The organism is Streptomyces sp. NPDC107522, assembly GCF_055657525.1.
The window spans coordinates 88,787-111,845 of the sequence record NZ_JBVKAU010000018.1 but is presented as its reverse complement, the minus strand read 5'-3'; the positions used below and the strand labels follow the sequence as shown (position 1 = coordinate 111,845).

General features: G+C 70.5%; 24 protein-coding genes. 12 read left to right on the top strand and 12 right to left on the bottom strand.

The window, feature by feature from the left end; genetic code table 11:
- Positions 1-85: 85 nt before the first annotated feature.
- From ACZ7L6_RS36590 to ACZ7L6_RS36570, 5 genes are all read left to right on the top strand, one after another.
- Positions 86-673: a pyridoxamine 5'-phosphate oxidase family protein gene (locus ACZ7L6_RS36590; protein WP_471931627.1), complete on the top strand. Its 588-nt coding sequence runs from the start codon at positions 86-88 to the stop codon at positions 671-673.
- Positions 674-676: 3 nt separating this feature from the next.
- Entirely contained in the window at positions 677-1,378 is a 702-nt protein-coding gene (locus tag ACZ7L6_RS36585; protein WP_471931625.1) for a L,D-transpeptidase family protein, read from the top strand.
- A gap of 98 nt (positions 1,379-1,476) precedes the next feature.
- The gene (locus ACZ7L6_RS36580) at positions 1,477-2,859 is read left to right on the top strand and encodes a ferredoxin reductase family protein (RefSeq protein ID WP_471931623.1); all 1,383 of its coding nucleotides are present in this window, start codon (positions 1,477-1,479) and stop codon (positions 2,857-2,859) included.
- 48 nt (positions 2,860-2,907) lie between these two features.
- Positions 2,908-3,711 (top strand): FMN-binding protein, encoded by an 804-nt coding sequence (locus ACZ7L6_RS36575; RefSeq protein ID WP_471931621.1) that lies wholly within the window; start codon positions 2,908-2,910, stop codon positions 3,709-3,711.
- Between the two features lie 55 nt (positions 3,712-3,766).
- Positions 3,767-4,507, top strand: a complete 741-nt coding sequence (locus ACZ7L6_RS36570; protein WP_471931619.1) for an FAD:protein FMN transferase — start codon at positions 3,767-3,769, stop codon at positions 4,505-4,507.
- A gap of 216 nt (positions 4,508-4,723) precedes the next feature.
- Here the strand turns inward: ACZ7L6_RS36570 and ACZ7L6_RS36565 are convergent, their stop codons facing one another.
- Genes ACZ7L6_RS36565 through argC form a run of 5 tightly spaced genes read right to left on the bottom strand, consistent with a single transcriptional unit; the run spans position 4,724 to position 9,595 of the window.
- Positions 4,724-5,296, bottom strand: coding sequence for an arginine repressor (locus tag ACZ7L6_RS36565; protein ID WP_471931617.1), 573 nt, complete (start codon positions 5,294-5,296; stop codon positions 4,724-4,726).
- A gap of 18 nt (positions 5,297-5,314) precedes the next feature.
- The gene (locus tag ACZ7L6_RS36560; RefSeq protein WP_471931615.1) at positions 5,315-6,511 is read right to left on the bottom strand and encodes an acetylornithine transaminase; all 1,197 of its coding nucleotides are present in this window, start codon (positions 6,509-6,511) and stop codon (positions 5,315-5,317) included.
- Complete coding sequence (gene argB / locus ACZ7L6_RS36555; RefSeq protein WP_471931613.1) at positions 6,508-7,422, bottom strand: acetylglutamate kinase; 915 nt, start codon at positions 7,420-7,422, stop codon at positions 6,508-6,510. Before argB ends, ACZ7L6_RS36560 begins: the two co-directional genes overlap by 4 nt.
- Positions 7,419-8,570: a bifunctional glutamate N-acetyltransferase/amino-acid acetyltransferase ArgJ gene (gene argJ, locus ACZ7L6_RS36550; protein WP_471931611.1), complete on the bottom strand. Its 1,152-nt coding sequence runs from the start codon at positions 8,568-8,570 to the stop codon at positions 7,419-7,421. The genes argB and argJ overlap by 4 nt, the downstream gene beginning before the upstream one ends.
- Positions 8,567-9,595: an N-acetyl-gamma-glutamyl-phosphate reductase gene (gene argC, locus ACZ7L6_RS36545; protein ID WP_471931609.1), complete on the bottom strand. Its 1,029-nt coding sequence runs from the start codon at positions 9,593-9,595 to the stop codon at positions 8,567-8,569. The genes argJ and argC overlap by 4 nt, the downstream gene beginning before the upstream one ends.
- 173 nt (positions 9,596-9,768) lie before the next feature.
- Between argC and ACZ7L6_RS36540 the strand changes: the two genes are divergently transcribed.
- Positions 9,769-10,452: a DUF6215 domain-containing protein gene (locus ACZ7L6_RS36540; RefSeq protein WP_471931607.1), complete on the top strand. Its 684-nt coding sequence runs from the start codon at positions 9,769-9,771 to the stop codon at positions 10,450-10,452.
- A 10-nt stretch (positions 10,453-10,462) separates the two neighbouring features.
- On the opposite strand, the gene ACZ7L6_RS36535 is transcribed toward ACZ7L6_RS36540, so the two are convergent.
- On the bottom strand, positions 10,463-12,946 hold the full coding sequence (locus tag ACZ7L6_RS36535; protein ID WP_471931606.1) for an alpha-L-arabinofuranosidase C-terminal domain-containing protein: 2,484 nt from the start codon (positions 12,944-12,946) through the stop codon (positions 10,463-10,465).
- Between the two features lie 127 nt (positions 12,947-13,073).
- Between ACZ7L6_RS36535 and ACZ7L6_RS36530 the strand changes: the two genes are divergently transcribed.
- The gene (locus ACZ7L6_RS36530) at positions 13,074-13,517 is read left to right on the top strand and encodes a DUF6314 family protein (protein ID WP_471931605.1); all 444 of its coding nucleotides are present in this window, start codon (positions 13,074-13,076) and stop codon (positions 13,515-13,517) included.
- Here the strand turns inward: ACZ7L6_RS36530 and ACZ7L6_RS36525 are convergent.
- Both ACZ7L6_RS36525 and ACZ7L6_RS36520 read right to left on the bottom strand, forming a co-directional pair.
- A complete protein-coding gene (locus ACZ7L6_RS36525; protein ID WP_471931603.1) occupies positions 13,499-14,092 on the bottom strand; it encodes a histidine phosphatase family protein in 594 nt (197 codons plus the stop codon). The two genes, ACZ7L6_RS36530 and ACZ7L6_RS36525, sit on opposite strands and share 19 nt — an antisense overlap.
- 106 nt (positions 14,093-14,198) lie before the next feature.
- Complete coding sequence (locus tag ACZ7L6_RS36520; protein WP_471931601.1) at positions 14,199-14,633, bottom strand: GNAT family N-acetyltransferase; 435 nt, start codon at positions 14,631-14,633, stop codon at positions 14,199-14,201.
- 91 nt (positions 14,634-14,724) lie between these two features.
- Between ACZ7L6_RS36520 and ACZ7L6_RS36515 the strand changes: the two genes are divergently transcribed.
- The gene (locus tag ACZ7L6_RS36515) at positions 14,725-15,342 is read left to right on the top strand and encodes a DUF6461 domain-containing protein (protein ID WP_471931599.1); all 618 of its coding nucleotides are present in this window, start codon (positions 14,725-14,727) and stop codon (positions 15,340-15,342) included.
- Here the strand turns inward: ACZ7L6_RS36515 and ACZ7L6_RS36510 are convergent.
- Positions 15,339-16,811: an aminotransferase-like domain-containing protein gene (locus ACZ7L6_RS36510; RefSeq protein WP_471931597.1), complete on the bottom strand. Its 1,473-nt coding sequence runs from the start codon at positions 16,809-16,811 to the stop codon at positions 15,339-15,341. The genes ACZ7L6_RS36515 and ACZ7L6_RS36510 overlap by 4 nt on opposite strands.
- On the opposite strand from ACZ7L6_RS36510, the gene ACZ7L6_RS36505 reads away from it, so the two are divergent.
- Together ACZ7L6_RS36505 and ACZ7L6_RS36500 are read left to right on the top strand one after the other, a co-directional pair.
- On the top strand, positions 16,810-17,781 hold the full coding sequence (locus tag ACZ7L6_RS36505) for a DMT family transporter (RefSeq protein ID WP_471931595.1): 972 nt from the start codon (positions 16,810-16,812) through the stop codon (positions 17,779-17,781). The genes ACZ7L6_RS36510 and ACZ7L6_RS36505 overlap by 2 nt on opposite strands.
- Positions 17,782-17,874: 93 nt before the next feature.
- A complete protein-coding gene (locus tag ACZ7L6_RS36500; protein WP_471931593.1) occupies positions 17,875-18,078 on the top strand; it encodes a DUF1918 domain-containing protein in 204 nt (67 codons plus the stop codon).
- Between the two features lie 13 nt (positions 18,079-18,091).
- Here ACZ7L6_RS36500 and ACZ7L6_RS36495 read toward each other — a convergent pair whose 3' ends face one another.
- Positions 18,092-19,354, bottom strand: a complete 1,263-nt coding sequence (locus tag ACZ7L6_RS36495; protein ID WP_471931591.1) for a glycoside hydrolase family 10-like protein — start codon at positions 19,352-19,354, stop codon at positions 18,092-18,094.
- A 197-nt stretch (positions 19,355-19,551) separates the two neighbouring features.
- Between ACZ7L6_RS36495 and ACZ7L6_RS36490 the strand changes: the two genes are divergently transcribed.
- Positions 19,552-20,424 carry a 3-hydroxybutyryl-CoA dehydrogenase gene (locus ACZ7L6_RS36490; protein WP_471931589.1) on the top strand — a complete coding sequence of 291 codons (873 nt, stop codon included), beginning with the start codon at positions 19,552-19,554 and terminating at the stop codon, positions 20,422-20,424.
- Positions 20,425-20,617: 193 nt separating this feature from the next.
- Positions 20,618-20,875, top strand: a complete 258-nt coding sequence (locus ACZ7L6_RS36485; protein ID WP_471931587.1) for a hypothetical protein — start codon at positions 20,618-20,620, stop codon at positions 20,873-20,875.
- On the opposite strand, the gene ACZ7L6_RS36480 is transcribed toward ACZ7L6_RS36485, so the two are convergent.
- Positions 20,872-21,402 (bottom strand): NUDIX hydrolase, encoded by a 531-nt coding sequence (locus ACZ7L6_RS36480; protein WP_471931585.1) that lies wholly within the window; start codon positions 21,400-21,402, stop codon positions 20,872-20,874. The two genes, ACZ7L6_RS36485 and ACZ7L6_RS36480, sit on opposite strands and share 4 nt — an antisense overlap.
- Before the next feature lie 85 nt (positions 21,403-21,487).
- Positions 21,488-22,828: a transcriptional regulator gene (locus tag ACZ7L6_RS36475; protein WP_471931583.1), complete on the bottom strand. Its 1,341-nt coding sequence runs from the start codon at positions 22,826-22,828 to the stop codon at positions 21,488-21,490.
- Positions 22,829-23,059 lie beyond the last annotated feature (231 nt).

Genomic DNA, 23,059 nt, shown 5'->3' with positions numbered 1-23,059 from the left:
GGTGGCTGCAGACGCACCTCGGTGGCTGCAAGCGGACCTAGCAATTCCTTAGACAGCCGAACGACCCAGGCCCATACTCGATGACGTGGGAAAAACTTATGAGCGCATAGACGGCAGGCTCCGCACATTCATCGAGGAGCAGCCCGTCTTCTTCACCGCGACGGCTCCCCTGTCCGCCGAGGGCACGGTCAACCTCTCCCCCAAGGGTCTGAAGGGCTCCTTCGCGATCCTCGACGAACTCACCCTGGCCTACCTCGACTTCGCCGGTTCCAACGCCGAGACCATCGCCCATCTGCGGGAGAACGGCCGGATCACCCTCATGTGGTGCGCCTTCCAGGGCCCGCCCAACATAGTCCGCGTGCACGGCCGCGGTGAGGCCGTCTTCCGCGACGACCCACGGTTCACGGAGCTGCTCGGCCACTTCCCCGACATCGACCCGTCCCTGCACGGCCTGCGCGCGATCATCGTGGTACGGGCCGAACTCGTCCGGGACTCCTGTGGCTACGCGGTGCCCCTCATGACGTACGACGAGGACCGCGACCTGCACGGCAAGCGGTTCGCGCGCGAGGACGACGACTCGCTCAGCGCGTACTTCGCCAAGAAGGACTACATCGCGACCAGCCTGGATGGCCTACCCGGGCTGCCGTTGCCGCTGCCTCCGTCTAGCGTCTGAGCCATGCGCCCCGGTGTCGTCGCCCTCGCGTCCGCGTCCCTCCTCGTCCTCGGCGTGGCGCCGGGAGACGGGACGCCACCTCCCCTGCCCGCGCGCATGGCCGACACCGGGGGCGGTACCCAGCTGATCACCGCGATGGCACCGAGGTCCGGCTCGACGTCGGGGACGGTCACCTGGTGGGACCGGGTGGACGGGCAGTGGGTGAAGGCCGGTTCGGCGCCGGCCCGCTTCGGCGCGAAGGGGCTCGTCGAGGGCACCTCGCGCAAGCAGGGCACGAACACCACGCCGACGGGGCTGTACGGGCTGCCGTACGCCTTCGGCATCGAGGCGGCGCCGCGCGGCACGACGTACGAGTACCGCCGCGTTCACCAGAACTCCTGGTGGTGCCAGGACAACGACTCCCGCGCCTACAACCGCTGGACCGAACCGCTGGCGCGTGACTGCCGGGCCGCCGAGTCCGAGCACCTGATCTCGTACGGGGCGCTGTACGCGTACGCGCTCGTCATCGACTTCAACTACGAGCGTCCGGTGAAGGGGCGGGGCGCCGGAATCTTCCTCCATGTGAAGGGGCGTGGGGCGACGGCCGGTTGTGTGTCGGTGCCCGCGGAGGCGATGCGGCGGATCCTCAAGTGGGCCGATCCGCGCCGGAAACCGCACATCGCGATCGGGACGGCGAGCGGACCCACGGCGATCACCCGGTACTGAACGAACAGCACTGAACACACGGACCTCCCCGCACGTATCTCTGGGCCAAGGGACCACGCCCATCACGCACTCCCCTTGCTCCCGTCCCCGGAGGAACCGTGACCACCACGCTCGCAGGCGGCCGTGCCGCCCGCCGCCAGACGATGCGCCGCATCCGACCGCGCCGCTCCCCGGCCGTCCCGCTGGTCGTCGCCCTATGGGCGGGCGCGGCGGCGGTGCTGTGGCTGTGGTGGGACAACACGCCGTCCCTCGCGGACAACACCGCGAAGATCCTCGCCGCGGGCCGGATCACCGGTCTGCTGGCCGGCTACCTCATGGCGCTCGTGGTGCTCCAGATGGCCCGGGTGCCGGCGCTGGAGCGGCGGGTGGGCTCGGACCGGGTGGCGCGCTGGCACGCGATGAGCGGCCGTTACACGGTCTGCCTGGTCATCGCGCACGTCTTCCTCACCATGTGGGCGTACGCGCTCCAGGCGGGCAAGACGCTCGGTGACGTCGTCCAGCAGACGATCGACTCGGTCAACACGCTGCCGGACATGGGCAAGGCGGCCATCGGCACCGGTCTGCTGTTCTTCATCGCGTTCATCTCCATCGGAGGCATCCGCCGACGGATCCCGTACGACACCTGGTACCACGTGCACCTGCTGACGTACGCCGCCGTGTTCCTGACGTTCTGGCACCAGATCACCACCGGCAACGAGTTCGCCGTCGAGCCGTCCGCGAAGACCTTCTGGTACGGGCTGTACGGGGCCGTGACCGCGCTGGTGGTCTGGTACCGGATCCTCACCCCGATCCGCCTCAACCTGCGCCACCGGATGTACGTCGAGGCGGTCATCGAGGAGACCCCGGGCGTGGTGTCGGTGCTGATCGGCGGGCGCAAGCTGCACCGTATGGGCGCGGAGGCGGGGCACTTCTTCCGCTGGCGGTTCAAGGCGCCGGGCATGCGGTTCAGTTCGCACCCGTACTCGCTGTCGGCGGCGCCCCGCCCGGACATGCTGCGCATCACCGTCAAGGCGATCGGCGACCACACGTCCCGGCTTCGCGACCTGCAGCCCGGCACCAAGGTGTGGGCCGAGGGGCCGTACGGCGCCATGACCGCCCAGCGCCGCAGCCGGGGCAAGGTGCTGCTGGTGGCCGGCGGGGTCGGCATCACGCCGATGCGGGCCCTGTTCGAGACGCTGCCCGGCGCGGCCGGCGACATCACCCTGCTCTACCGGGCCAACAGCACCCAGGACCTGGCGCTGTGGGACGAGCTCGCGGCCATCGCCGACGAGCGCGGCGCCCGGCTGATGTACGCGGTCAACAGCCCGGACGGCGAGCGGCCGGACATCTCGGCGGAGCGGCTGAAGCAGAAGCTGCCCGACATCGACAAGCACGACGTGTTCATGTGCGGGCCGGCCGGCTTCGCGCAATCCGTGTACGAAGCCCTGCGCGGCGCGGGGGTGCCCGCCCGCCGCATCCATCACGAGTCGTTCGAGATGTGAGCGACGGGACGTCACACAAGACTTCGGACTTCAGGAGCTGTAGGAGCGATGAGGAAGAGTCACCCCATCCGGCGTGTCGTGCTGGCCGGCGCCGCCACCGTGTCCGGGATCGTGCTGCTGCTGTCGCTGAAGCCGGCGACCGACCCGGCGTCCGCGCAGGCCGCGGGCGGCGCGGCACCCCCCGTGGCGGCGCAGTCCCCGCAGGGCGGCACCCAGGCGGCCGGCTCCGGCACGGTCACCGGTGACGCCTCGCAGACCCAGTACGGGGCCGTGCAGGTGCGGCTGACCGTCAGCGGCGGCAAGATCACCAAGGCGGAGGCGGTCCAGGCCCCCAAGGGCGGCCAGAGCGACCGGATCACCGCGGACGCCGTGCCCAAGCTCAACCAGGCGGCGGTCGCCGCGCAGAGCGCCGACATCGACGCGGTCTCGGGGGCGACGTACACGAGCGCCGGCTACAAGGAGTCGCTCCAGTCGGCGATCGACAAGGCGAAGGCGAGCGCGGGCTCGTCGCAGGGCTCGGGCTCGCAGGATGGTTCGGGGTCGCAGGGCTCCGGTTCGCAAGGGTCGGATGCCGCCCAGGCCCGTACCGTCACCGGCAGCGTCGCCCAGACCCAGTACGGGCCGGTCCAGGTCCGGATCACCGTCAGCGGCGGCAAGATCACCAAGGCCGAGGCGGTCCAGGCGCCCAGCGGCGGCCAGAGCACCAACATCACCGGCAACGCGGTACCGAAGCTCAACCAGGCGGCCGTGGCGGCGGGCAGCGCCGACATCGACGCGGTGTCCGGGGCGACGTACACCAGCGCCGGCTACAAGGAGTCCCTCCAGTCGGCCCTGGACCAGGCCGGTGGCTGACACGGTGGTGGAACCGACACAAGCTCCCGCCGCGGTGCGTCATGCGGAGGAGGTCATGGGGACGGTCTTCTCCTTCGACGTCCGCGGCGGGGATCCCGGTGCCGTGCAGCCGGCGCTGGTGGAGGCGGTCGCCGGGCTGCACCGGGTCGACGAGGTGTTCAGCACGTACCGCGACGACAGCCAGGTCTCCCGGCTGGCGCGCGGCGAGCTGACCGTCGAGGAGTGCGATCCGGAGGTCGCCGACGTGCTCGACCTGGGCGCCGAGGCGGAGCGGACCAGCGACGGCTGGTTCAGCACGTCCTACGAGGGCCGCCTTGACCCGACGGGCATCGTGAAGGGCTGGTCGGTGGAACGCGCGGCACGCGCGCTGGCGGCGGTCCCCGGCGTGCTTGGGGTCAGCGTCAACGGTGGCGGTGACGTGCAGTTGCTGGGCGTCCCGGGCCCGGAGCGTCCGTGGCGGGTGGGGGTGTCCGACCCGCTGCGCCCGGGCGGGCTCGCGGCGGTCATCTCCGCGGCGGGCATGGACGAGTTGGCGGTGGCCACGTCCGGTACGGCCGAGCGGGGCACCCACATCGTGGACCCGCGGACCGGCCGCTCGGCGGTGACGGATCTGGTGGCGGTGACCGTCGTGGCCCCATCGGTGACCTGGGCGGACTGCTGGGCGACGGCAGCGTTCGCGATGGGCTCGCGGCAGGGCTTGCGGTGGCTGGAGTCCCTGCCCGACGTGGAGGCACTGCTGATCACGGCGGGCGACGAGGTGCGGTGCACGGGGGGACTGGCGGCGCGGCTCGGCTGAGCGGTGACCGTGCCTGGGGGCTGGGGCGGGGGTTCGCGCAGCCCGGCGCTAACGGGGTGCCGCTTCTTTGGGTCGGGAGCCGCCCCAGCGGCACGACTGCCCGCGGCAAGGGCTGGACTACGCAGCTGGCGCGAGTGGACCAACCCAAGGGGCGCGGGGAACTGCGCGACCAGCCACGAACCACCCGCAGTCGGCGAACAACCGCCACCACCCCACTCAGTGGCCGTTCTGAGCCAACCTCAACAAGTGATCGGCCAAAGCCTGCCCACCCGTAGGGTTCCGGCTGATCAACAGCAACGTGTCGTCACCGGCGATGGTCCCCAGAATGTCGTGCAGCTCGGCCTGATCAATCGCCGACGCCAAGAACTGCGCGGCCCCCGGAGGGGTCCGCAGGACCACGAGGTTGGCAGAAGCCTCCGCGGAGATGAGCAGCTCCTGCGACAACCGCCGCATCCGCTCCTCCTTCGCCGACTCCCCCAGCGGCGCACGAGGAGTACGGAAACCCCCCTCACTCGGCACCGCGTAGATCAGGTCACCGTCGGTGTTCCGGATCTTCACCGCGTTCAGCTCGTCCAGATCCCGGGACAGCGTCGCCTGAGTGACGCTCAGCCCGTCATCCGCAAGAAGCTTGGCCAACTGGCTCTGACTCCGCACCGGTTGCCGGTTCAGAATGTCCACGATCCGGCGGTGACGCGCGGTGCGGGTCTGCGGCACGGCAGGCCCGGCGGCGCCATTCGCCCCGTTGCCCCCGTCCGCCCCGTTGTGCCCGTGGTCCTGCGCCTGACTCATCGTCGTCTCATTTCCGGATCATCCGTCCCCGTTGGCCTCGTCAAGGATGCCGGGAAGGGCCTGAAGAAGCGCCTCCACTTCGTCGTCACCGAGGTTCAGCGGCGGCATGAGCCGTACGACATCGGGGGCGGGCGCGTTCACCAGGAAACCGGCGTCCTGAGCCGCCTGCTGCACCTTGGCGGCGAGCGGCTCGGTGAGCACGATACCCAGGAGCAGGCCCGCGCCCCGGACATGGGAGATCAAGCCGTGCCCCAGGGCCTCGATCCCGTCCCGCAACGCCTCGCTCTGCCGCTTGACGTTCTCCAGCAACCCCTCGTTCGCGATGGTGTCCAGCACGGCGAGTCCGGCGGCACACGCGACCGGGTTCCCGCCGAAGGTGGTCCCGTGGTGACCGGGCTGCAGCAGCTCCGCGGCCCGCCCGAAGGCGACCGTCGCGCCCAGCGGCAGCCCGCCGCCCAGCTGCTTGGCGAGGGTGACGACGTCGGGCAGCACGCCTTCGTGGGCCTGGTACTCGAACCAGTGCCCGGTACGGCCGATGCCGGTCTGCACCTCGTCCAGGACCAGCAGCGACCCCGTCGAGGCCGTGATCGCCCGCGCCGCCTTCAGATAGCCGGCGGGCGGCACCACGACACCGAGCTCCCCCTGGATCGGCTCGATGATCACCAGAGCCGTCTCCTCGGTCACCGCGGCGGCCAGCGCCTGCGCGTCACCGAACGGCACGTGGGTGACGTCTCCGGGCAACGGCAGGAACGGCTCCCGCTTGCCCGGCTGGCCGGTCATCGCGAGGGCGCCCATCGTGCGGCCGTGGAAGCCGCCCTCGGTGGCCACCACATGCGTCCGCCCGGTCAGCCGGCCGATCTTGAACGCGGCCTCGTTGGCCTCCGCGCCGGAGTTGCAGAAGAAGACCCTGCCCTCCCGGCCGAAGAGCTGCAGCAGCCGCTCGGCGAGGGCGACGGTCGGCTCGGCCATGAAGAAGTTGGAGATGTGCCCGAGGGACGCGATCTGCTTGCTCACGGCCTCGACGATCGCGGGGTGGGCATGGCCCAGCGCGTTGGTCGCGATGCCGCCGACGAAGTCGAGGTACTGCTTGCCGTCGGCGTCCCAGACCTTGAGCCCCTCACCGCGCACGAGGGGGAGCCGCGGGGTGCCGTAGTTGTTCATGAGCGAGCCCTGCCACCGCTGGGTGAGCCCTGCGTTCGTCGGCGTCTCGGTCATCCGGCGTCCCCCTCTTGCGCGTCCGGCACGACCATCGTGCCGATGCCTTCGTCGGTGAAGATCTCCAGCAGGATCGAGTGCTGGACCCGGCCGTCGATGACCCGGGCGGTGTTCACACCGCCTCGCACGGCGTGCAGACAGCCCTCCATCTTCGGCACCATGCCGGAGCTCAACTCCGGCAGCAGCTTCTCCAGTTGGGAAGCGGTGAGGCGGCTGATCACCTCGTCGGAGTGGGGCCAGTCCTCGTAGAGGCCCTCGACGTCCGTGAGGACCATGAGGGTTTCGGCGCCCAGAGCAGCAGCGAGTGCCGCAGCCGCCGTATCAGCATTGACGTTGTAGACATGTCCGTCGTCCTGGCTACGGGCGATCGACGAGACAACCGGGATCCGGCCGTCGGCGAGCAGGGCCTCGATCGCGCCCGTGTCGATGTCGGTGATCTCGCCCACCCGCCCGATGTCGACCAACTCGCCGTCGATCTCGGGCTGGTGCTTGGTGGCGGTGATGGTGTGCGCGTCCTCGCCGGTCAGACCGACGGCCAGCGGGCCGTGTTCGTTGAGCAGGTTGACCAGCTCGCGCTGCACCTGCCCGGCCAGCACCATCCGTACGACGTCCATGGCGTCCTCGGTGGTGACGCGCAGGCCGGCCTTGAACTCGCTGACGATGCCGTGCTTGTCAAGCGCGGCGCTGATCTGCGGGCCCCCGCCGTGCACGACGACCGGCTTGAGACCGGCGTGGTGCAGGAAGACGACGTCCTGGGCGAAGGCGGCCTTCAGCTCCTCGTCGATCATGGCGTTGCCGCCGAACTTGATGACGACGGTCTTGCCGTTGTGCCGGACCAGCCAGGGCAGCGCCTCGATGAGGATCTGGGCCTTGGGGAGGGCGGTGTGCTTCCGCGCGGGTGTGTTGCTCATGAGGAGTACGCGCTGTTCTCGTGGACGTAGTCGGCGGTGAGGTCGTTGGTCCAGATGGTGGCGGTCTCGGAGCCCGCGGCGAGGTCGGCGACGATGTGCACCTCGCGGTAGCGCATGTCGACCTTCTCGCGGTCCTCGCCGACGCCGCCGTTCTTGCAGACCCAGACGCCGTTGATGGCGACGTTCAGCTGGTCCGGCTCGAAGGCGGCCCTGGTGGTGCCGATCGCGGACAGGACACGGCCCCAGTTGGGGTCCTCGCCGTGGATGGCGCACTTGAGGAGGTTGTTGCGGGCGATGGAGCGGCCCACCTCGACGGCGTCGTCCTCGGTCGCGGCGTTGATCACCTCGACCTTGATGTCCTTGCTGGCGCCCTCGGCGTCCCGGATCAGCTGCTGGCCGAGGTCGTCGCAGACGGCCCGTACGGCCTCGGCGAACTCCTCGTGCTCCGGGGTGATCCCGGAGGCGCCGGAGGCGAGCAGCAGCACCGTGTCGTTGGTGGACATGCAGCCGTCGGAGTCGACGCGGTCGAAGGTGACCTTGGTGGCGGCGCGCAGGGCCTTGTCCAGGACGTCGTTGTCGAGGGCGGCGTCGGTGGTGAGGACGACGAGCATGGTGGCGAGGCCGGGGGCGAGCATGCCGGCGCCCTTCGCCATGCCGCCGACGGTCCAGCCGTCCTTCGTGACGACGGACGTCTTGTGGACGGTGTCGGTGGTCTTGATGGCGATGGCGGCCTTCTCGCCGCCGTGCTCGGAGAGCTGGGCGGCGGCGGTCTCGACGCCGGGGAGCAGCTTGTCCATGGGGAGCAGCACGCCGATGAGGCCGGTCGAGCAGACCGCGACCTCGATCGCGCCCCGGCCGAGGACCTCGGCCACCTTCTCGGCCGTGGCGTGGGTGTCCTGGAAGCCCTTCGGCCCCGTACAGGCGTTGGCGCCGCCTGAGTTGAGGACGACGGCGGACACCTGGCCGCTCTTGAGGACCTGCTCGGACCACAGCACGGGGGCTGCCTTGACGCGGTTGGAGGTGAAGACGCCGGCGGCGGCGCGGCGGGGCCCGTTGTTGACCACGAGGGCCAGGTCCGGGTTGCCGTTCTCCTTGATTCCGGCGGCGATACCCGCCGCCGTGAATCCCTTGGCTGCCGTGACGCTCACGGTGCGACTCCGATCGTGGAAAGGCCGGTGGCCTCGTCGAGGCCCAGGGCGATGTTCATGCTCTGGACGGCACCGCCCGCGGTGCCCTTGGTCAGGTTGTCGATGGCGCTGATCGCGATGATGCGGCCCGCGGCCTCGTCGTACGCGACCTGCACCTGAACGGCGTTGGAACCGTAGACGGACGCCGTGGCGGGCCACTGTCCCTCGGGGAGGAGGTGGACGAAGGGCTCGTCGGCGAGAGCCTTCTCGTAGGCGGCGCGGACGGACTCGGCGGTGACGCCGGGCTTCGCGGAAGCGCTGCACGTGGCGAGGATCCCGCGGGGCATCGGGGCGAGGGTCGGCGTGAAGGAGACACTCACGGTTTCGCCGGCCGCCGCGCCGAGGTTCTGGATCATCTCGGGCGTGTGCCGGTGGCCGCCGCCGACGCCGTACGGCGACATGGAGCCCATGACCTCGCTGCCCAGCAGATGCGGCTTGGGCGCCTTGCCCGCGCCGGAGGTGCCGGAGGCGGCGACGATCACGGCCTCGGGCTCGGCGAGGCCGGCGGCGTAGGCCGGGAACAGGGCGAGCGAGACGGCGGTCGGGTAGCAACCGGGTACCGCGATGCGCTTGGACCCCTCCAGCGCGGCGCGGGCACCCGGAAGTTCGGGAAGGCCGTAGGGCCAGGTGCCGGCGTGCGGGGAGCCGTAGAACTTCTCCCAGTCGCCCGCGTCCTTCAACCGGAAGTCGGCGCCCATGTCGACGACCAGCACGTCCGGGCCGAGCTGCTCGGCGACGGCGGCGGACTGCCCGTGGGGCAGTGCGAGGAACACGACGTCGTGTCCGGCGAGGACCTCGGGGGTCGTCTCCTGGAGCACGCGGTCGGCGAGGGGCAGCAGGTGCGGCTGCAGCGCACCGAGCCGCTGACCAGCGTTCGAGTTGCCGGTCAGGGCCCCGATCTCGACCTCGGGGTGTGCCAGGAGCAGACGCAGCAGTTCCCCGCCCGCGTATCCGCTCGCTCCGGCCACTGCCGCACGTACCGTCATGGAATCCTCCTCCTCCGAGAGCATGACTATACGTTTCGATGCACGTTTATGCAATCTGGTATGCACGGGCCCGTGAGCGCGCCGCAGACCCCAGGAAACCGGCTTTGTCGGGGTCATGCCCATGAGCTAGTGTCCCCGGGCACGGATCAGGGGGATCACGGCAGGTGGGGGACATGACCGAAGAAGCGGGCACGCGCGCGAAGGGCCCGAACGAGTGGGTTCAGGGCATCGCGGCCGTGGTGCTGGTGGCGGCGCTGGGTGGCGGTGCGTGGGCGTTCGGGGAGACGACCGGGAACAGCGGTCCGCCGCCCGCCACCTGTTCCGACGAGGAACCCGGGAAGGCGACCGGACGGGTCACCGGCAGGCAGCTGTGCGAGGCCCTGCACCGCCCCGACCTCGCCGAGCTGCTGGGTACGCCGACGGAGACCGCGAAGACCGCCGGCGGCAGCGACGGCTCCGTCGGCCTCTCCGGCGGCAAGGACATCCCGATGCCCTCCGCCGAGGTCGAGTTCGACACCTACACGGTGACGCTCTCGGCGACGTACGACGATCTCCCCGTGGCCGGGTCCCATGAGCTGCTGGGGGGCGCGGAGCAGCGCAAGGTCCTGGGCCGCCCGGCGGTCCTGTACTCGGACCGCACCATCAGGATCAACTTCCGCCTCGACGGGAGCGACGCCGACAGCGGCCCTGGTGTCCCGCTCCGCTCACTCATGGTGGCCCAGGACGCGAAGGACGGCGGCGGGTCCTTCGACGTGACCCTGTGGCGTTCGGACGGCATGGTGCCGGACGACGCCGTGCTGCTCCGGGTCGCCGAGAAGGTGCTGCCGACGGTCCCGGGATGGACCGCCGGCAGCTGACGCGCTCCTCTCACCTCTGCTTGATCCTGAGGAACGTCACGGAGTTCGCCGGGAAGGTGTACGTGAACTTGCCGGCGACCCCCGAGAAGGTCGACGTCGCCGGTGCGACCGGGGCGTCCGTCTCGGTGTTCACCGCGTCCTGGTCGGCGGCCAGGGTGGTGACCCTGGCCCTGGAGTCGACCTTGGCGCCGCCCAGGTCAATGGCCGTGCGGGCCTGGGCGGACTGGGCGTTGACGACCTTGACGATCAGGTCACCGGTCGTCGCGTCCTTGGTGACGACCTGGCGGAACGGCTCGGCCGGCTTGTCGTCGGTGAAGCTGCCCCACTCCTGGCCGTCGAGGTAGAGGGTGACCTGGCGGCCGCGCACCTTGATGTCGATGTCGTAGGCGCGTCCCGTCTCGATCGAGCCGGGCTTCGTCAGCAGCGTGCCCTTGCCGCCGTCCACGGCCTGCTCGATCGCGGACTGGGTGTTGTTCCAGCCGCCGAGGTTCCACCAGTAGTAGTTGCCGGTGTCCTTGACGCCGAAGGCGACGAGGAAGCCCTCCTTGCCGGACTTCTTGGTGGCCTTCACGTGCAGGTCGTAGTCGTGCCAGGCCGGGTCGCCGGCCGTGACCATGGTGTTCTCGGCGGCGGCGTCCGTCTGGACGTACTGCCCGTCCTGGACGCTCCAGCTGCCGCCGCCCGTGTGCGTCCACTTCGACGCGTCACCGGAGAAGTCGTCGCTGAGCAGCGTCGAGCCGTCCGCCGCGGTGACCTTCACGTCGTCGTACGCCGCGCTGGTCGCCCAGGTCGACAGGCCGACGGCGCCGGCGATCGGGCCGCTGACGTTCGGCGTGGTGGTCGCCTTCGACGGAACGACCCGGTTGCCGACGTTGTTCATGAACAGCTTCTGGACCTCGTAGTTGGCCGAGTTCCAGGAGGCCCGGTTGTTGAACCAGATCATGTCCGGCCGCCACTGGACGTAGTCCTCGTTGGCGAGCAGCGGGGCGTACGAGGCGAGCTTGACGACGTCCGCGTTGCGCTCCAGGCCGGTCATGAACGCCGCTTCGGCCAGGCCGTTCTTCCAGGCGTTGCCCTGGGAGGCGTACTCGCCGAGGAAGACCTTCGGGCCGCTGCGGTCGTAGGAGTCGTAGCGGTCGTTGTTCTGCAGGAACCAGTTCGGGCTGTTGTAGTAGTGCTCGTCGACCATGTCGACGTTCGCCTCGCGGTTGAGCTTCCAGGCGGTGTCGAAGGTCGTGCCGGCGTCGTCCGGGCCGGAGTTGGAGATGACGGTGATGTCCGGGTACTTGGCCTCGATGGCGGCCCGGAACTTCTGGAAGCGGGCGAAGAACTCGTTCGGGAGGTTCTCCTCGTTGCCGACCTCGAGGTGGGTGAGGTGGAAAGGCTTGGGGTGGCCCATCTCGGCGCGCACCTTGCCCCACTTGGAGGTGGCCGGGCCGCCTGCGAACTCGATGAGGTCGAGGGTGTCCTGGATGTGCCGCTGGAGCAGCGCCTCGTCGTCGGTGGCCCTGTTCTGGCCGCAGCCGGTCACCAGGGCCGGGACCACGGGCAGCGGCATGGCGCCGATGTCCTCGGAGAAACGGAAGTACTCGTAGTAGCCGAGGCCGTAACTCTGGTTGTAACCCCAGAAGTTGGCATTCGTCGCGCGCTGCTCGACGGGACCGATGGTGTCCTTCCACTGGAAGCTGCGCTTGCGCTGCCAGCCGCTGGCCTCGCTGTAGTCCTCCATGGAGCCGGTGTTGACCAGGCAGCCGCCGGGGAAGCGCACGAAGCCCGGCTTCAGGGCGGCGATCTTCTCGGCGAGGTCCTTGCGCAGGCCGTTCGGCTGGTTCTTGTACGTCTCGCGCGGGAACAGCGACACCATGTCGAGGGCCGCCGCGCCCGAGGAGGCGACGGTCAGGCGGCCGCGGTTGCTGGTGCGGGTCGCGGTGAAGGTGGCCTTGTACTTGGCCCAGCCGCCCTTGACGGCCACCTGGCGTGCGGTCGCCAGGGTGCCCGCGGCGTCCTTGAGGCCGACGGTGAGGGTGGTGCCGGCCGCGGCGCGGGCCCACACCGAGAAGTCGTACCGCTTGCCCTCCTCGACCCGGATGCCGGTGTTGTAACCGGCGTTCGTGACGGCCGAACCGGCGGCCAGGGAGAGGTAGTTGCGGTTGCGCTCGTTGAGCCGGCCGGCGTCGTTCACCACCTGTGCGGTGCCGTCGGCCGTCCAGGAGGTGAGGGGCGTGTACGACCGGTTGTCGTCCGTCGAGTACTCGAAGGACCGGTTCTGCACGAGCTCGGCGTACAGACCGCCGTCCGCGGCCCGGTTGATGTCCTCGAAGAAGACGCCGTACATCGTGTCGTCGATCTTCGCGCCCTTGGCGGCGGGGTCGACGGTGATCGCGTAGTCGGTGACGTCCTCGGCGTGTGCGGGCGCCGGGAAGAGGGCGGTCGCCGTCAGGAGGGCGGTGGCCGTCAGACCGAGTCTCCAGCGGATGCGGGTGGTGCGTGACATGGATACTCCGCGGCTCGTTGTTCGAAATATCAGACAATGATCAGCACTTCGAACGGCAAGATAGGGAGGGGGAATTGAGAGCGTCAACGGGTCGCGCGGAATCGAAAGTGTCGGGAGCGAAGGACGGATGGGCGAGTTCTGGCCAGTACCGGACGTACTGACGTATCTGGCCGGGAGCTGGCGGGTCGAGCGGTCCGTGCGGGATCTGGCGAGCGGGGAGGCCGGGGAGTTCTCCGGTACGACGGTTTTCGGCCGGATCGACGAGGGCGGACTGCTGCACCAGGAGTCCGGCACCTTCGTCTGGCAGGGCGTCGCCCGGCCCGCCGAGCGGACGCTGCGCTTCCTGCCAGGCTCGACGCCGGGCACGGCGGACGTGCGCTTCGCCGACGGACGGCCCTTCCACGACCTGGACCTGCGCTCCGGGCGGCACATCGCCGACCATCCCTGCTCGGCCGACCTCTACCGGGGCGAGTTCACCGTCCGGGACGCGGACCACTGGCGGACGGTGTGGCGGGTGCGCGGCCCCGCCAAGGACCTCGCCCTGACCACCGACTACGCGCGCGAGGGCTGAGCCGCCGCCCCGTCGAAGCGGAGGTTCCAGCGGCCGGCCCGGCCGGTCACGGTGGTCGTCGACAGGGGGCGTACGTCGATGTTCCAGTACGTGGCGGGCGGCGCCTTCAGCGCGTACACCAGGGCGGCGCGGATCACGGACGGTTCGGCCACGGCGACGATACGGCCGCCGTCCTCCACGGGCCGCGTGTCGAGCCAGCCGCCGACCCGGCCGATGAACGCCAGCAGCGACTCGCCGCCGTGCGGCGTGCTGCGCGGGTCCGCCAGCCAGGCGTCCACCGCCTCCGGCTCCCGGGCCATCGCCTCGCCGAGGGTCAGCCCACGCCAGCGGCCCATGTCGCAGTCGCGCAGGGCGAGTTGCACCAGCGGGGCATAGCCGAGGGCGTCGCCGGTGGCGCGGCTGCGCGGGGTCGGTGAGCAGTAGCGCAGCTCGGCGGCCGCCAGCGGCAGCAGGTCGCGCGCGACGCGCTGCACCTCGTCCCAGCCGGCCTGGTCCAGCGGCCGGTCGTCCTCGAAGCGCTCCGCGAGCAGCGGGGAGCTTCGCGCGGCGGCGACGAACGTGACCCGAAGTGGCATGCGTGGATGGTGTGCCGCGAAAGTGCCCAGGTCAAGGGGTGTTGTGCAGGAGTTACCGAGGGTGGACGAAACCTTACTTCGAGGTCAGGACCAGGCGGACAAGTCGCTAGAAATAGAGCGCCATCCATTGGTCCGGCTTCTCCAGCGGCGCGAAGCCGAGCTTCTCGTAGACCCCGTGCGCGTCGTGCGTCGCCAGCAGAATCCGCTTCATCCCGTACGGCCGCAGGTGCTCGCGTACGGCGCCCACCAGAGCCGTCCCGATGCCCTTGCCGCGCACCGACGGGTCGACGTACACGTCGCACAGCCACGCGAAGGTCGCCCGGTCGGTGATGATCCGGGCATACGCCACCTGCTCCCCCGAAACCGACTCGTACACCCCGAAGTTCAGCGAGCCCTCGATCCCCCGGTCCTGCTTCTCCCGCGCGCGCCCGATCGCCCAGTACGCGTCGGTGGACAGCCACCGGTGCACGCGCTCGGCGTCGATGCGGTGGGGGTCGGTCGAGATCTCGTAGCCCTCGGCGAGGGGCGGGGTGTCGGTCATGCGGCGAGATTCGCAGGGGGACGACGTCGGCGTCGAACGGTTTTCGCCGGTGGGCGGGGCGTTGTCAAGTGACGGGTGCGATGCTTCGGGCATGACGGGGACGACTGCGGCGGACTACGGGTGGTTCGAGGAGCGGTACGAGAACCTGATGCAGGCGTACTGCATCACACTGGTCAGCGGGCTGGCCCCCGAGGAACTGCTCCGGGAGCTGAAGGCCGAGCCAGGGCCACGGATCACCGGCGTGGACGGGCTGTGCGAGCCGTCGTACGAAGTGGACGCGGCGTACCGGCGGTTCGTCGGGGTGACCGCGGTCGGCGAGTGGTCTCTGATGGTCGAGTTCAACGGCTACCTGGGCGTCACGAACGCGGCCATGATCCCCTTGTCGCGGGGCCGCACGGTGGTCTCCCACTTCCTCAACGTCAACGCGGTGGACGACTTCTGCTGGTACGAGGACGGCGAGCTGCGCCTGCACTTCCAGCCGCTCTTCGCCTACGAGCGTCATGGCGCCCGTCCCGACGAACTCCTGGAGGACATGCGGGAGTCGGGGTTCGACCTGATCGAGCACGACGAGGACGACGAGCGGGACTACGAGGGCCTCACCGGCGCCTCCTTCGCCCTCGCCCACCGCATCACCGGCATACACCTGACCCCGGAGCTGTTCGAGTCCGCCGAGTTCACCTGCGGTATCGCCCCGGTCCCCCGCGGCTAGAACACCTCGTCACAGGCGGCCCGCAGCCGCCGTACCCCCTCCCCGATCTCGCCCACCCCCGCCACCGCCGCGAAGCTCAGCCGCACATGCCCCGCCGGAGGTTCCGCGCTGAAGTACGGGCGGCCGGGCGTGATCGCGACACCCGCGCGCAGAGCCGCGGAGGTCAGGGCCGACTCTCCCCCAGGGCCGAAAGCCTGGGAGGTGCCCCCAGTGCCGTCCGGGAGGCGGAGCCACAGGTGGTAGCCGCCGGACGGGATGTGCGGGAGGGCGAGTTCGGGGAGGTCGAGGCGCAGGGCGGCCGTCATCGTGTCGCGGCGGGTCTTCAACTCGGCGGAGATCGACCGCAGATGGCGCGGCCAGGCGGGCGAGCCGACCAGTTCCAGCGCCGCCTCCTGCAACGGCCGCGGCACGAAGAAGCTGTCGACGACCTGGATGGCGCGCAACCGCTCCAGCACGGGCCCCCGAGCGGCGAGCGCGCTCAGCCGGAAGCTCGGCGAGGTCGCCTTGGTCAGCGAGCTGACGTGGACGACGACGCCGTCGGGGTCGTCGGCGGCCAGCGGACGCGGCAGGGGGCCGGCGTCCTCGTGCACCAGCCGTCGTACGAAGTCGTCCTCGATCAGGAAGGCACCGGCCTCGCGCGCGATGCGCAGCACCTCGCCGCGCCGCCCGGGGGCGAGCGTCGCGCCGGTCGGGTTCTGGAACAGCGGCTGGCAGACGAACACGCGGGCGCCGGTCACCCTGAAGGCGTCGGCGAGCAGGGACGGCCGTACACCGTCCGCGTCGACCGGGACCGGTACCGGGCGCAGGCCGGCCGCTCGGGCGATGGCCAGCATGCCCGGATAGGTGGGCGACTCGACCAGCACCGGCGCCCCCGGCGGTGCGAGCGCCCGCAGCGCGGTCGTCAGCGCCGACTGGCCGCCCGCGGCGATCAGCACCTCGGCTGCCGTGAGGGCGCCGCCCGGCCCGTCGATGCTGCGCGCGAACCACTCCCGCAGCTCCGGCAGCCCCTCCATGGGCGGCCTCCCCCACGCCCCGGGCCGGCGGCCGGCCCGGGACAGGGCGGCGGCCATCGCCCGCTCCGGCTGCAACGACTGGTGCAGATAGCCGCCGCTGAACTCGATCACGCCGGGCGGTGGGGCCGGAAGCGAGACGAGGACTCCCGAGGCGTCCACCGAGCGCGGTACGAGCTCCGCGGCGGCGTCCGCACTGAGCGCCACCTCCTGCCAGGAGGTGTCCCCGACGGCAGCGGCCTGGGTGCGCGGCTCGGCACGGAACGCTCCCGCGCCGGGGCGGGTGACCACCAGCCCCTCCGCGGCCAGCTGCGCGAGGGCGCGGGAGACGGTCACCGGGCTCACCCGGAAGCGCTCGATCAGGGCCCGGCTGGACGGCAGCTTTCCACCTGGAGAGTAGCGGTCCAGCTCGCGCCGCAGTTGACTCGCCAGTTCACCGACACTGCTACGCTCTTGCATGAGAGCAGAGAATAGCGCTACCGCATCGACCTCGATAGCAGTCACCACTGCGGCCGCACCGACAGCCCCGGCCACCGCGCCCGCCTCGTCCGGTCCGGCGGCGCCCACCGGGTCGACCCTGCGCGGCACGCTCCAGGCCGCCCTCGGTGTCGCGGTCTTCTCCCTCACCTTCCCCGCCACCGCCTGGGGCCTGGAGGGCTTCACCCCCTGGTCCCTGATCGCCTTGCGCAGCATGCTGGCCGCGCTGATCGCGGGCGGCTGTCTGCTCGCGCTGCGCGTGCCGTTCCCCGCGCGCCGGCACTGGGCGGGCCTCGCGGTGGTCGCCGCGGGAGTGGTCCTCGGCTTCTCCCTGCTCACCACCCTCGCGCTCCAGACGTCCACCACCGCGCACGCCGCCGTCGTGGTCGGCCTGCTGCCGCTGACCACCGCCCTGTTCTCCGCCCTGCGCGTCGGCGCCCGCCCGTCGCGCACGTTCTGGACGGCGGCGCTCGTGGGCGCGGCGGCGGTGGTCGCCTTCACCGTCCAGCAGAGCGGCGGCGCCCTGACCACCGCCGACCTGTATCTCTTCGGGGCGCTGCTGGTGTGCGCCGCCGGATACACCGAGGGCGGCCGGCTGGCCCGGGTCATGCCGGGCTGGCAAGTGATCGGCTGGGCGCTGGTGCTGTGCCTGCCGCTCACCCTCCCGGCCGCCGCGGTCGCGCTGTCGTACGAACCCGTCCACCTGACCTGGCACGGCGTGACCGGACTGCTGTGGCTCGCGACGGGCTCGCAGTTCCTCGGCCTGGTCGTCTGGTACCGGGGCATGGCGGCCATCGGCATCCCGAAGGCCAGCCAGTTGCAGTTGGCCCAGCCCCTGCTCACACTGGTGTGGTCGGTGCTGCTGCTGGGCGAGCACCTGACAGTGGCCGCCCCGCTCACGGCCACGGCGGTCCTCGTGTGCATCGCCGTGACCCAGCGGGCACGTGGCTGAGCGGGCCCGAACGACCCACTTCCAACCACCGCTCCACGCCGTAGACTCAAGGCCACGACCGCTGCTCCCGCACCTGGTGAGGAGGACCGACAGATGCGTGCAACCGTGGGCGACCAGCTTGTCCAGCACGGCAGGGTGGTCGGACAACACGACAAGGTCGGCGAGATCGTCGAAGTCCTGGGCCAGGAGGGCAACCCTCCGTTCCGCGTGCGCTTCGAGGACGGGCACGAGGGCATCTGCTCCCCGGGCCCCGACACCGAGATCCGTCACAAGGAGACCCACCGGACCGGGCCGTAACCCGGCAGGCCGATCAGCGTGGGGTCATGGCAGGCCGGCCGTAGTGGTCGGCGACGACCTGCGCCATGGCCCCGATGCGGTCCGCGGCCGAGTCCTTCGCGGCGAAGAAGACGTGCCCGCGTGTCTCCGGGTACCGCTTCGCCAGGGTGAGGTGCCGCGACAGCTCGCCCGGGTCCTGCCAGGCTTCGGGCTGCGCCGGGTCACCGGCCTTGTACAGCGCCTCGCCGAGGTACAGCTGCGTCCTGCTGCCCCGTGCCACCTCCGCCCACCAGGGCAGGAGCTTGGCGTAGTCGGCGGCGGCGAAGCCGATGTTCCAGTAGAGCTGCGGGCAGATGTAGTCGATCCAGCCCTCGCGGACCCACTTCCGGGTGTCCGCGTACAGGTCGTCGTACGTCTGCACGCCCGCCCGTGACTCGGAGCCGAGCGGGTCGGTGGCGGCGTTGCGCCACACCCCGAACGGGCTGATGCCGAACTGGGTGGCGGGCCGGATCCGCCGGATGCCGGACGCCATCTCGTCGACCAGCTTGTCGATGTTGTCCCGCCGCCAGTCGGCCCGGCTCGCGAAGTCGCTGCCGTAGCGCTCGTAGGCCTCGGTGTCGTCGAAGGCCTGGTCCGCCACCGGGTAGGGGTAGAAGTAGTCGTCGAAGTGGACCCCGTCGAGCGGGTACCTCTCCACCGCGTCGAGCATCGCCTTCTGCACGAAGGCGCGGACCTCGGGCAGCCCCGGGTTGTAGTAGAGCTTGCCGCCGTACGGCACCACCCACTCCGGGTGCTTGCGGGCGGGGTGGGACGCGGCCAGCTTGGCGGGGTCCGTGTGGTTGGCGATGCGGTACGGGTTGAACCAGCCGTGCAGCTGCAGCCCACGGGAGTGGGCCTCCGCCACGGCTTTGCCGAGCGGGTCCCAGCCGGGGTCCTTGCCCTGGGTGCCGGTGAGGACCTGGGACCACGGCTCGTAGGGCGAGGGCCACAGGGCGTCGGCCGTGGGCCGTACCTGGAGGATCACCGTGTTCAGGCGGCGCTCCACCGCCGTGTCCAGGTGGGTGATCAGCTCGTCGCACTGCTCCTTCGCGGTCAGCCCCTGCTTGGAGGGCCAGTCCCGGTTCGCCACGGTCGCGATCCACACGCCGCGCGTCTCCCGGGTCAACCGTCGCCGGTCCCGCTCCGACCCGTCCGCCATGGCGGCACCCGCCGCCAACGCGCCGCCTCCCGCCACGAGTGCCGACAGGGCGGTCACCGCGAAGGCCCGTCGTGACAGCCGTGACTTCCGGTGCAGCATCTCTTCGTACCTCCGTGTGCCGTGGTCAGGGCCCACCCCCGGGGGCAGATCCGTATGGCCGGGATCACACCCCGCGCCAGCTTTTCATGAGGCACCCGAACGATCGATCAAACTTCGCCGAAGGTAACGTGCAGGTTTGGAGCAGGCGTCGAACAACGGCGGACCTGCCGCAGTCGTGGATCAGCGAAGGGGACGATGTGACCGGCATCTCCGGAGATATTGCACGCGTCGGTGTGGTGGGCTGCGGCCAGATGGGAGCGGGCATCGCCGAGGTGTGCGCCCGCGCCGGCCTGGACGTGAAGGTCGCCGAGACCACCGGCGAGGCCCTGGAGATCGGCCGTACCCGGCTGTTCAACTCCCTGGCCAAGGCCGCCGAGCGCGGCAAGATCAGCGAGGAGGAGCTGGACGCCACGCAGGCGCGGCTGTCCTTCACCACCGACCTGGGCGAGTTCGCCGACCGCGACCTGGTGATCGAGGCCGTCGTGGAGAACGAGCAGGTGAAGACCGAGATCTTCCAGGTGCTCGACCAGGTGGTGACCCGCCCGGACGCGATCCTGGCCTCCAACACCTCCTCGATCCCGCTGGTGAAGCTGGCGGTCGCCACCTCGCGTCCCGACCAGGTCGTCGGCATCCACTTCTTCAACCCGGCCCCGGTGCAGAAGCTCGTCGAGCTGATCCCGGCGCTCACCACCTCCGAGGGCACCCTCAGCCGGGCCCAGGTCTTCACCGAGAAGCTGCTCGGCAAGCACGCCATCCGCGCCCAGGACCGCTCCGGGTTCGTGGTCAACGCGCTGCTGATCCCGTATCTCCTCTCCGCGATCCGGATGTTCGAGACCGGCATCGCCAGCCGTGAGGACATCGACAACGGCATGGAGATGGGCTGCGCCCACCCGATGGGCCCGCTGAAGCTGTCCGACCTGATCGGACTGGACACGGTCGCCTCCGTGGCGCAGAGCATGTACGAGGAGTACAAGGAGCCGCTGTACGCCGCTCCCCCGCTGCTGCAGCGCATGGTCGACGCGGGCCGGCTGGGCCGTAAGACCGGCTCGGGCTTCTACACGTACGGCTGATTACAGACGGTCAGATTCCGGCCAACTGCACGGGCCCGGCACCGCGAAGGTGCCGGGCCCGCGTCATTCACACACCGTGTGCACGCCGGGCTCGCATATGCCCCTCGCACACTCTCCCCAGGCGCCCACCAGGCGAGTTCACTTTCCCTGCGCATGCAAGGGATGAGAGATGACTACGGAAAGGAGCGGACACGTGACCGCCGATCCCGAGCATCCAGTCGTTCAGGGAGAACTCGCAGAGTTACGACGTCGTCTCGACGTCGCCTACGCCCGCGTGGAGGGCGGGCTGGCTCTGCTCACGCACCGCAGCGAGGAGACCGCCAAGGAACTCGACGAGCTGACGACCCGGATCCACACACTGGAACACACGCGCTGGCCGCTGCCCGCGGTCGCCGCCCTCACCGCCGTGGGTGCTCTCGTCGTGGCGATCTGGCAGGCGATGGGACGTTAGCCGAGCCTGAGATGGTGCAGCATCAGTAACGCGGCCGCCATGTTGGCGGCCGGGACCTCCCCACGGGCGACCATGTCGGGAACGAGCTTGAGGGGGACCCATTCCCGGCGGTCCGACTCGAAGTCGTCCACGGGATGTCCGACGTACTCGCCCTCGTCGGCCCAGTAGATGTGGTGCCGGGCGTCGGTGAGCCCGTTGGAGGGCTCCACGGTCATGAGGTGGTGCAGGTGTCCCGGCCGCCAGCCGGTCTCCTCCTCCAGCTCCCTGGCGGCCGCGCGGGCGATGTCCTCGCCGTCCTCGACGACGCCCGCCGCGAGTTCCCACCCCCAGCTGTCGGTGATGAAACGGTGGCGCCACAGGAGGAGGACCTCATTGGCCTCGTTGACCACCGTGGCCACGGCGACCGGCCGCAGCCGTATGAGGAAGTGGTCCAGGTGCCGTCCGTCGGGCAGCTCCACGTCTGCCAGGTTGACGGTGAACCAGCGGTTTTCATACACAGTTTGTTCGTTCTGTTTCGTCCACTGCACGGTTCTGCCACCTTCCGTCGAGTGAGTGGCAATATCGCAGCAGGGACTATGAGGTGTCGGTGGACGAGTACCGGCCTGCACCGGCCTATAGCGGTACGCGCAGCGCTCCGTCGATGAGTTCGGCGGCCTCGGACGTGCCCGCGCACCCATTGCGCACCAGGTGCTCGCGGACCGCCCGGAGTCTGTCGCGCAGGCGCCGGGACTCCATGCCCCGCGCCTGCTCGGCCATCTGCACCGCCGTGGCCACCGCCTTGTCGGCGTTGCCCTGGCGCAGCTCGATCGTGCTGAGCATGGCCAGCCGGTGCACCCGGCCCCGGTCGTGGGCCGGATTGCCGACGGCGGCCGCGGCGTGCTCCCCCGCGGCTGCCAGCTCCCCGAGACTCAGCAGTGCCTCCGCCACCTGGACGTTGACGAGTCCGGGCTGGACATAGCCCGTTTCGTCGGGTTCGTATCCGCGATGGATACGTTCGGCGGCCTGCTCGGCACGCCGGATGCAGGACAGGGCGCTCGTGCCGTCGCCGAGGTGGGCGTACGCCTTCGCCTGCATCGCGTACAGGTCGGAGGCGAGCGCCGGGGTGATGTGCTTGCCAGCGGCCCGCAGCGCGGCCTCCGCGAAGGCGACGGCCTGCCGGAACTCCCGCATGAACAGCGACTGGTTGACCAGCAGCGCGATCACATAGGCGCCGAGCCCCCGGTCTCCGCTGGCCTTCGCGAGCCGCAGGGCCTGGTGGAAGTAGCGCTGGGCGAGCCCGTGCGCGTCGGAGTCGTACGCGCAGATTCCGGCGACGGCCACCAACCCACCGGTGGCGCGGTGCAGTTGGCGACCGGTGGCGTCGGTGTAGCTGCCGCGCAGCAGCGGGGCGGCCTCGGCGTTCAGGAACCCGACGATCCGGGTGCGGGTCGCTATGCCGCCCGCCTTCCGGTACATCTGCTCGTAGTGGGTGCGCGCGGCCCGCAGCATCTCGATGTCGGCGGGGGTGACCCGGTGCCGGCCCCCGCGCGAGACGTCCACGTCCTCGGGTGGGTTCTCCCACTCCCATACGGGCATGACGGCGGGTGTGCCCGTGACCGCGGGGGCGCCCAGGATGTGCGGCCGCTGCTGCTCGTCGGAGCGCCACAGCGCGGTGGCCCGCTCCACGAAGCCGGACAGCGAGGTGGTGTGCGCGGTGGACGGCTCGCCGGGCACGCCGAGGCCGATGTCGTCGAGCGTGACGGTACGGTGCAGCCGGGCGGCGAGCACCTCGCAGATCAGATCGGGCACCTGGCCGCGCGGCCGCTGGCCCTTCAACCACCGGGCGACAGCGGTGTGTTCGTATCTCAGCGCGAGCCCGCGCGCCCGCCCCGCCTGGTTCACGTGCGCTGCCAGCCCCGCGTGCGAGATCCCGGCCTCGTCCAGGATCGCGTCGAGCAGAGTGTTGGGCTGCATATATGCCCCCCGGGTGGCTCGGTGCCGACAGACTAGTGCGAACCGCTTCACACGGGGTGTGAACGGAGTGCTCGAATCCGCAGTGTGCGCGCGCTGTTGCGGAGAGTTTCCAGCCGGTTGACTGAAATGCCTCGCAAGAGGCCGGCCGGGCCGCCGGCTCCCCCTCGTACAGTGCGGCGGCCCGCATCCGCGCCGTCCGCCCAGCTGCCTGCCCGACACTCCGTGGCTGGG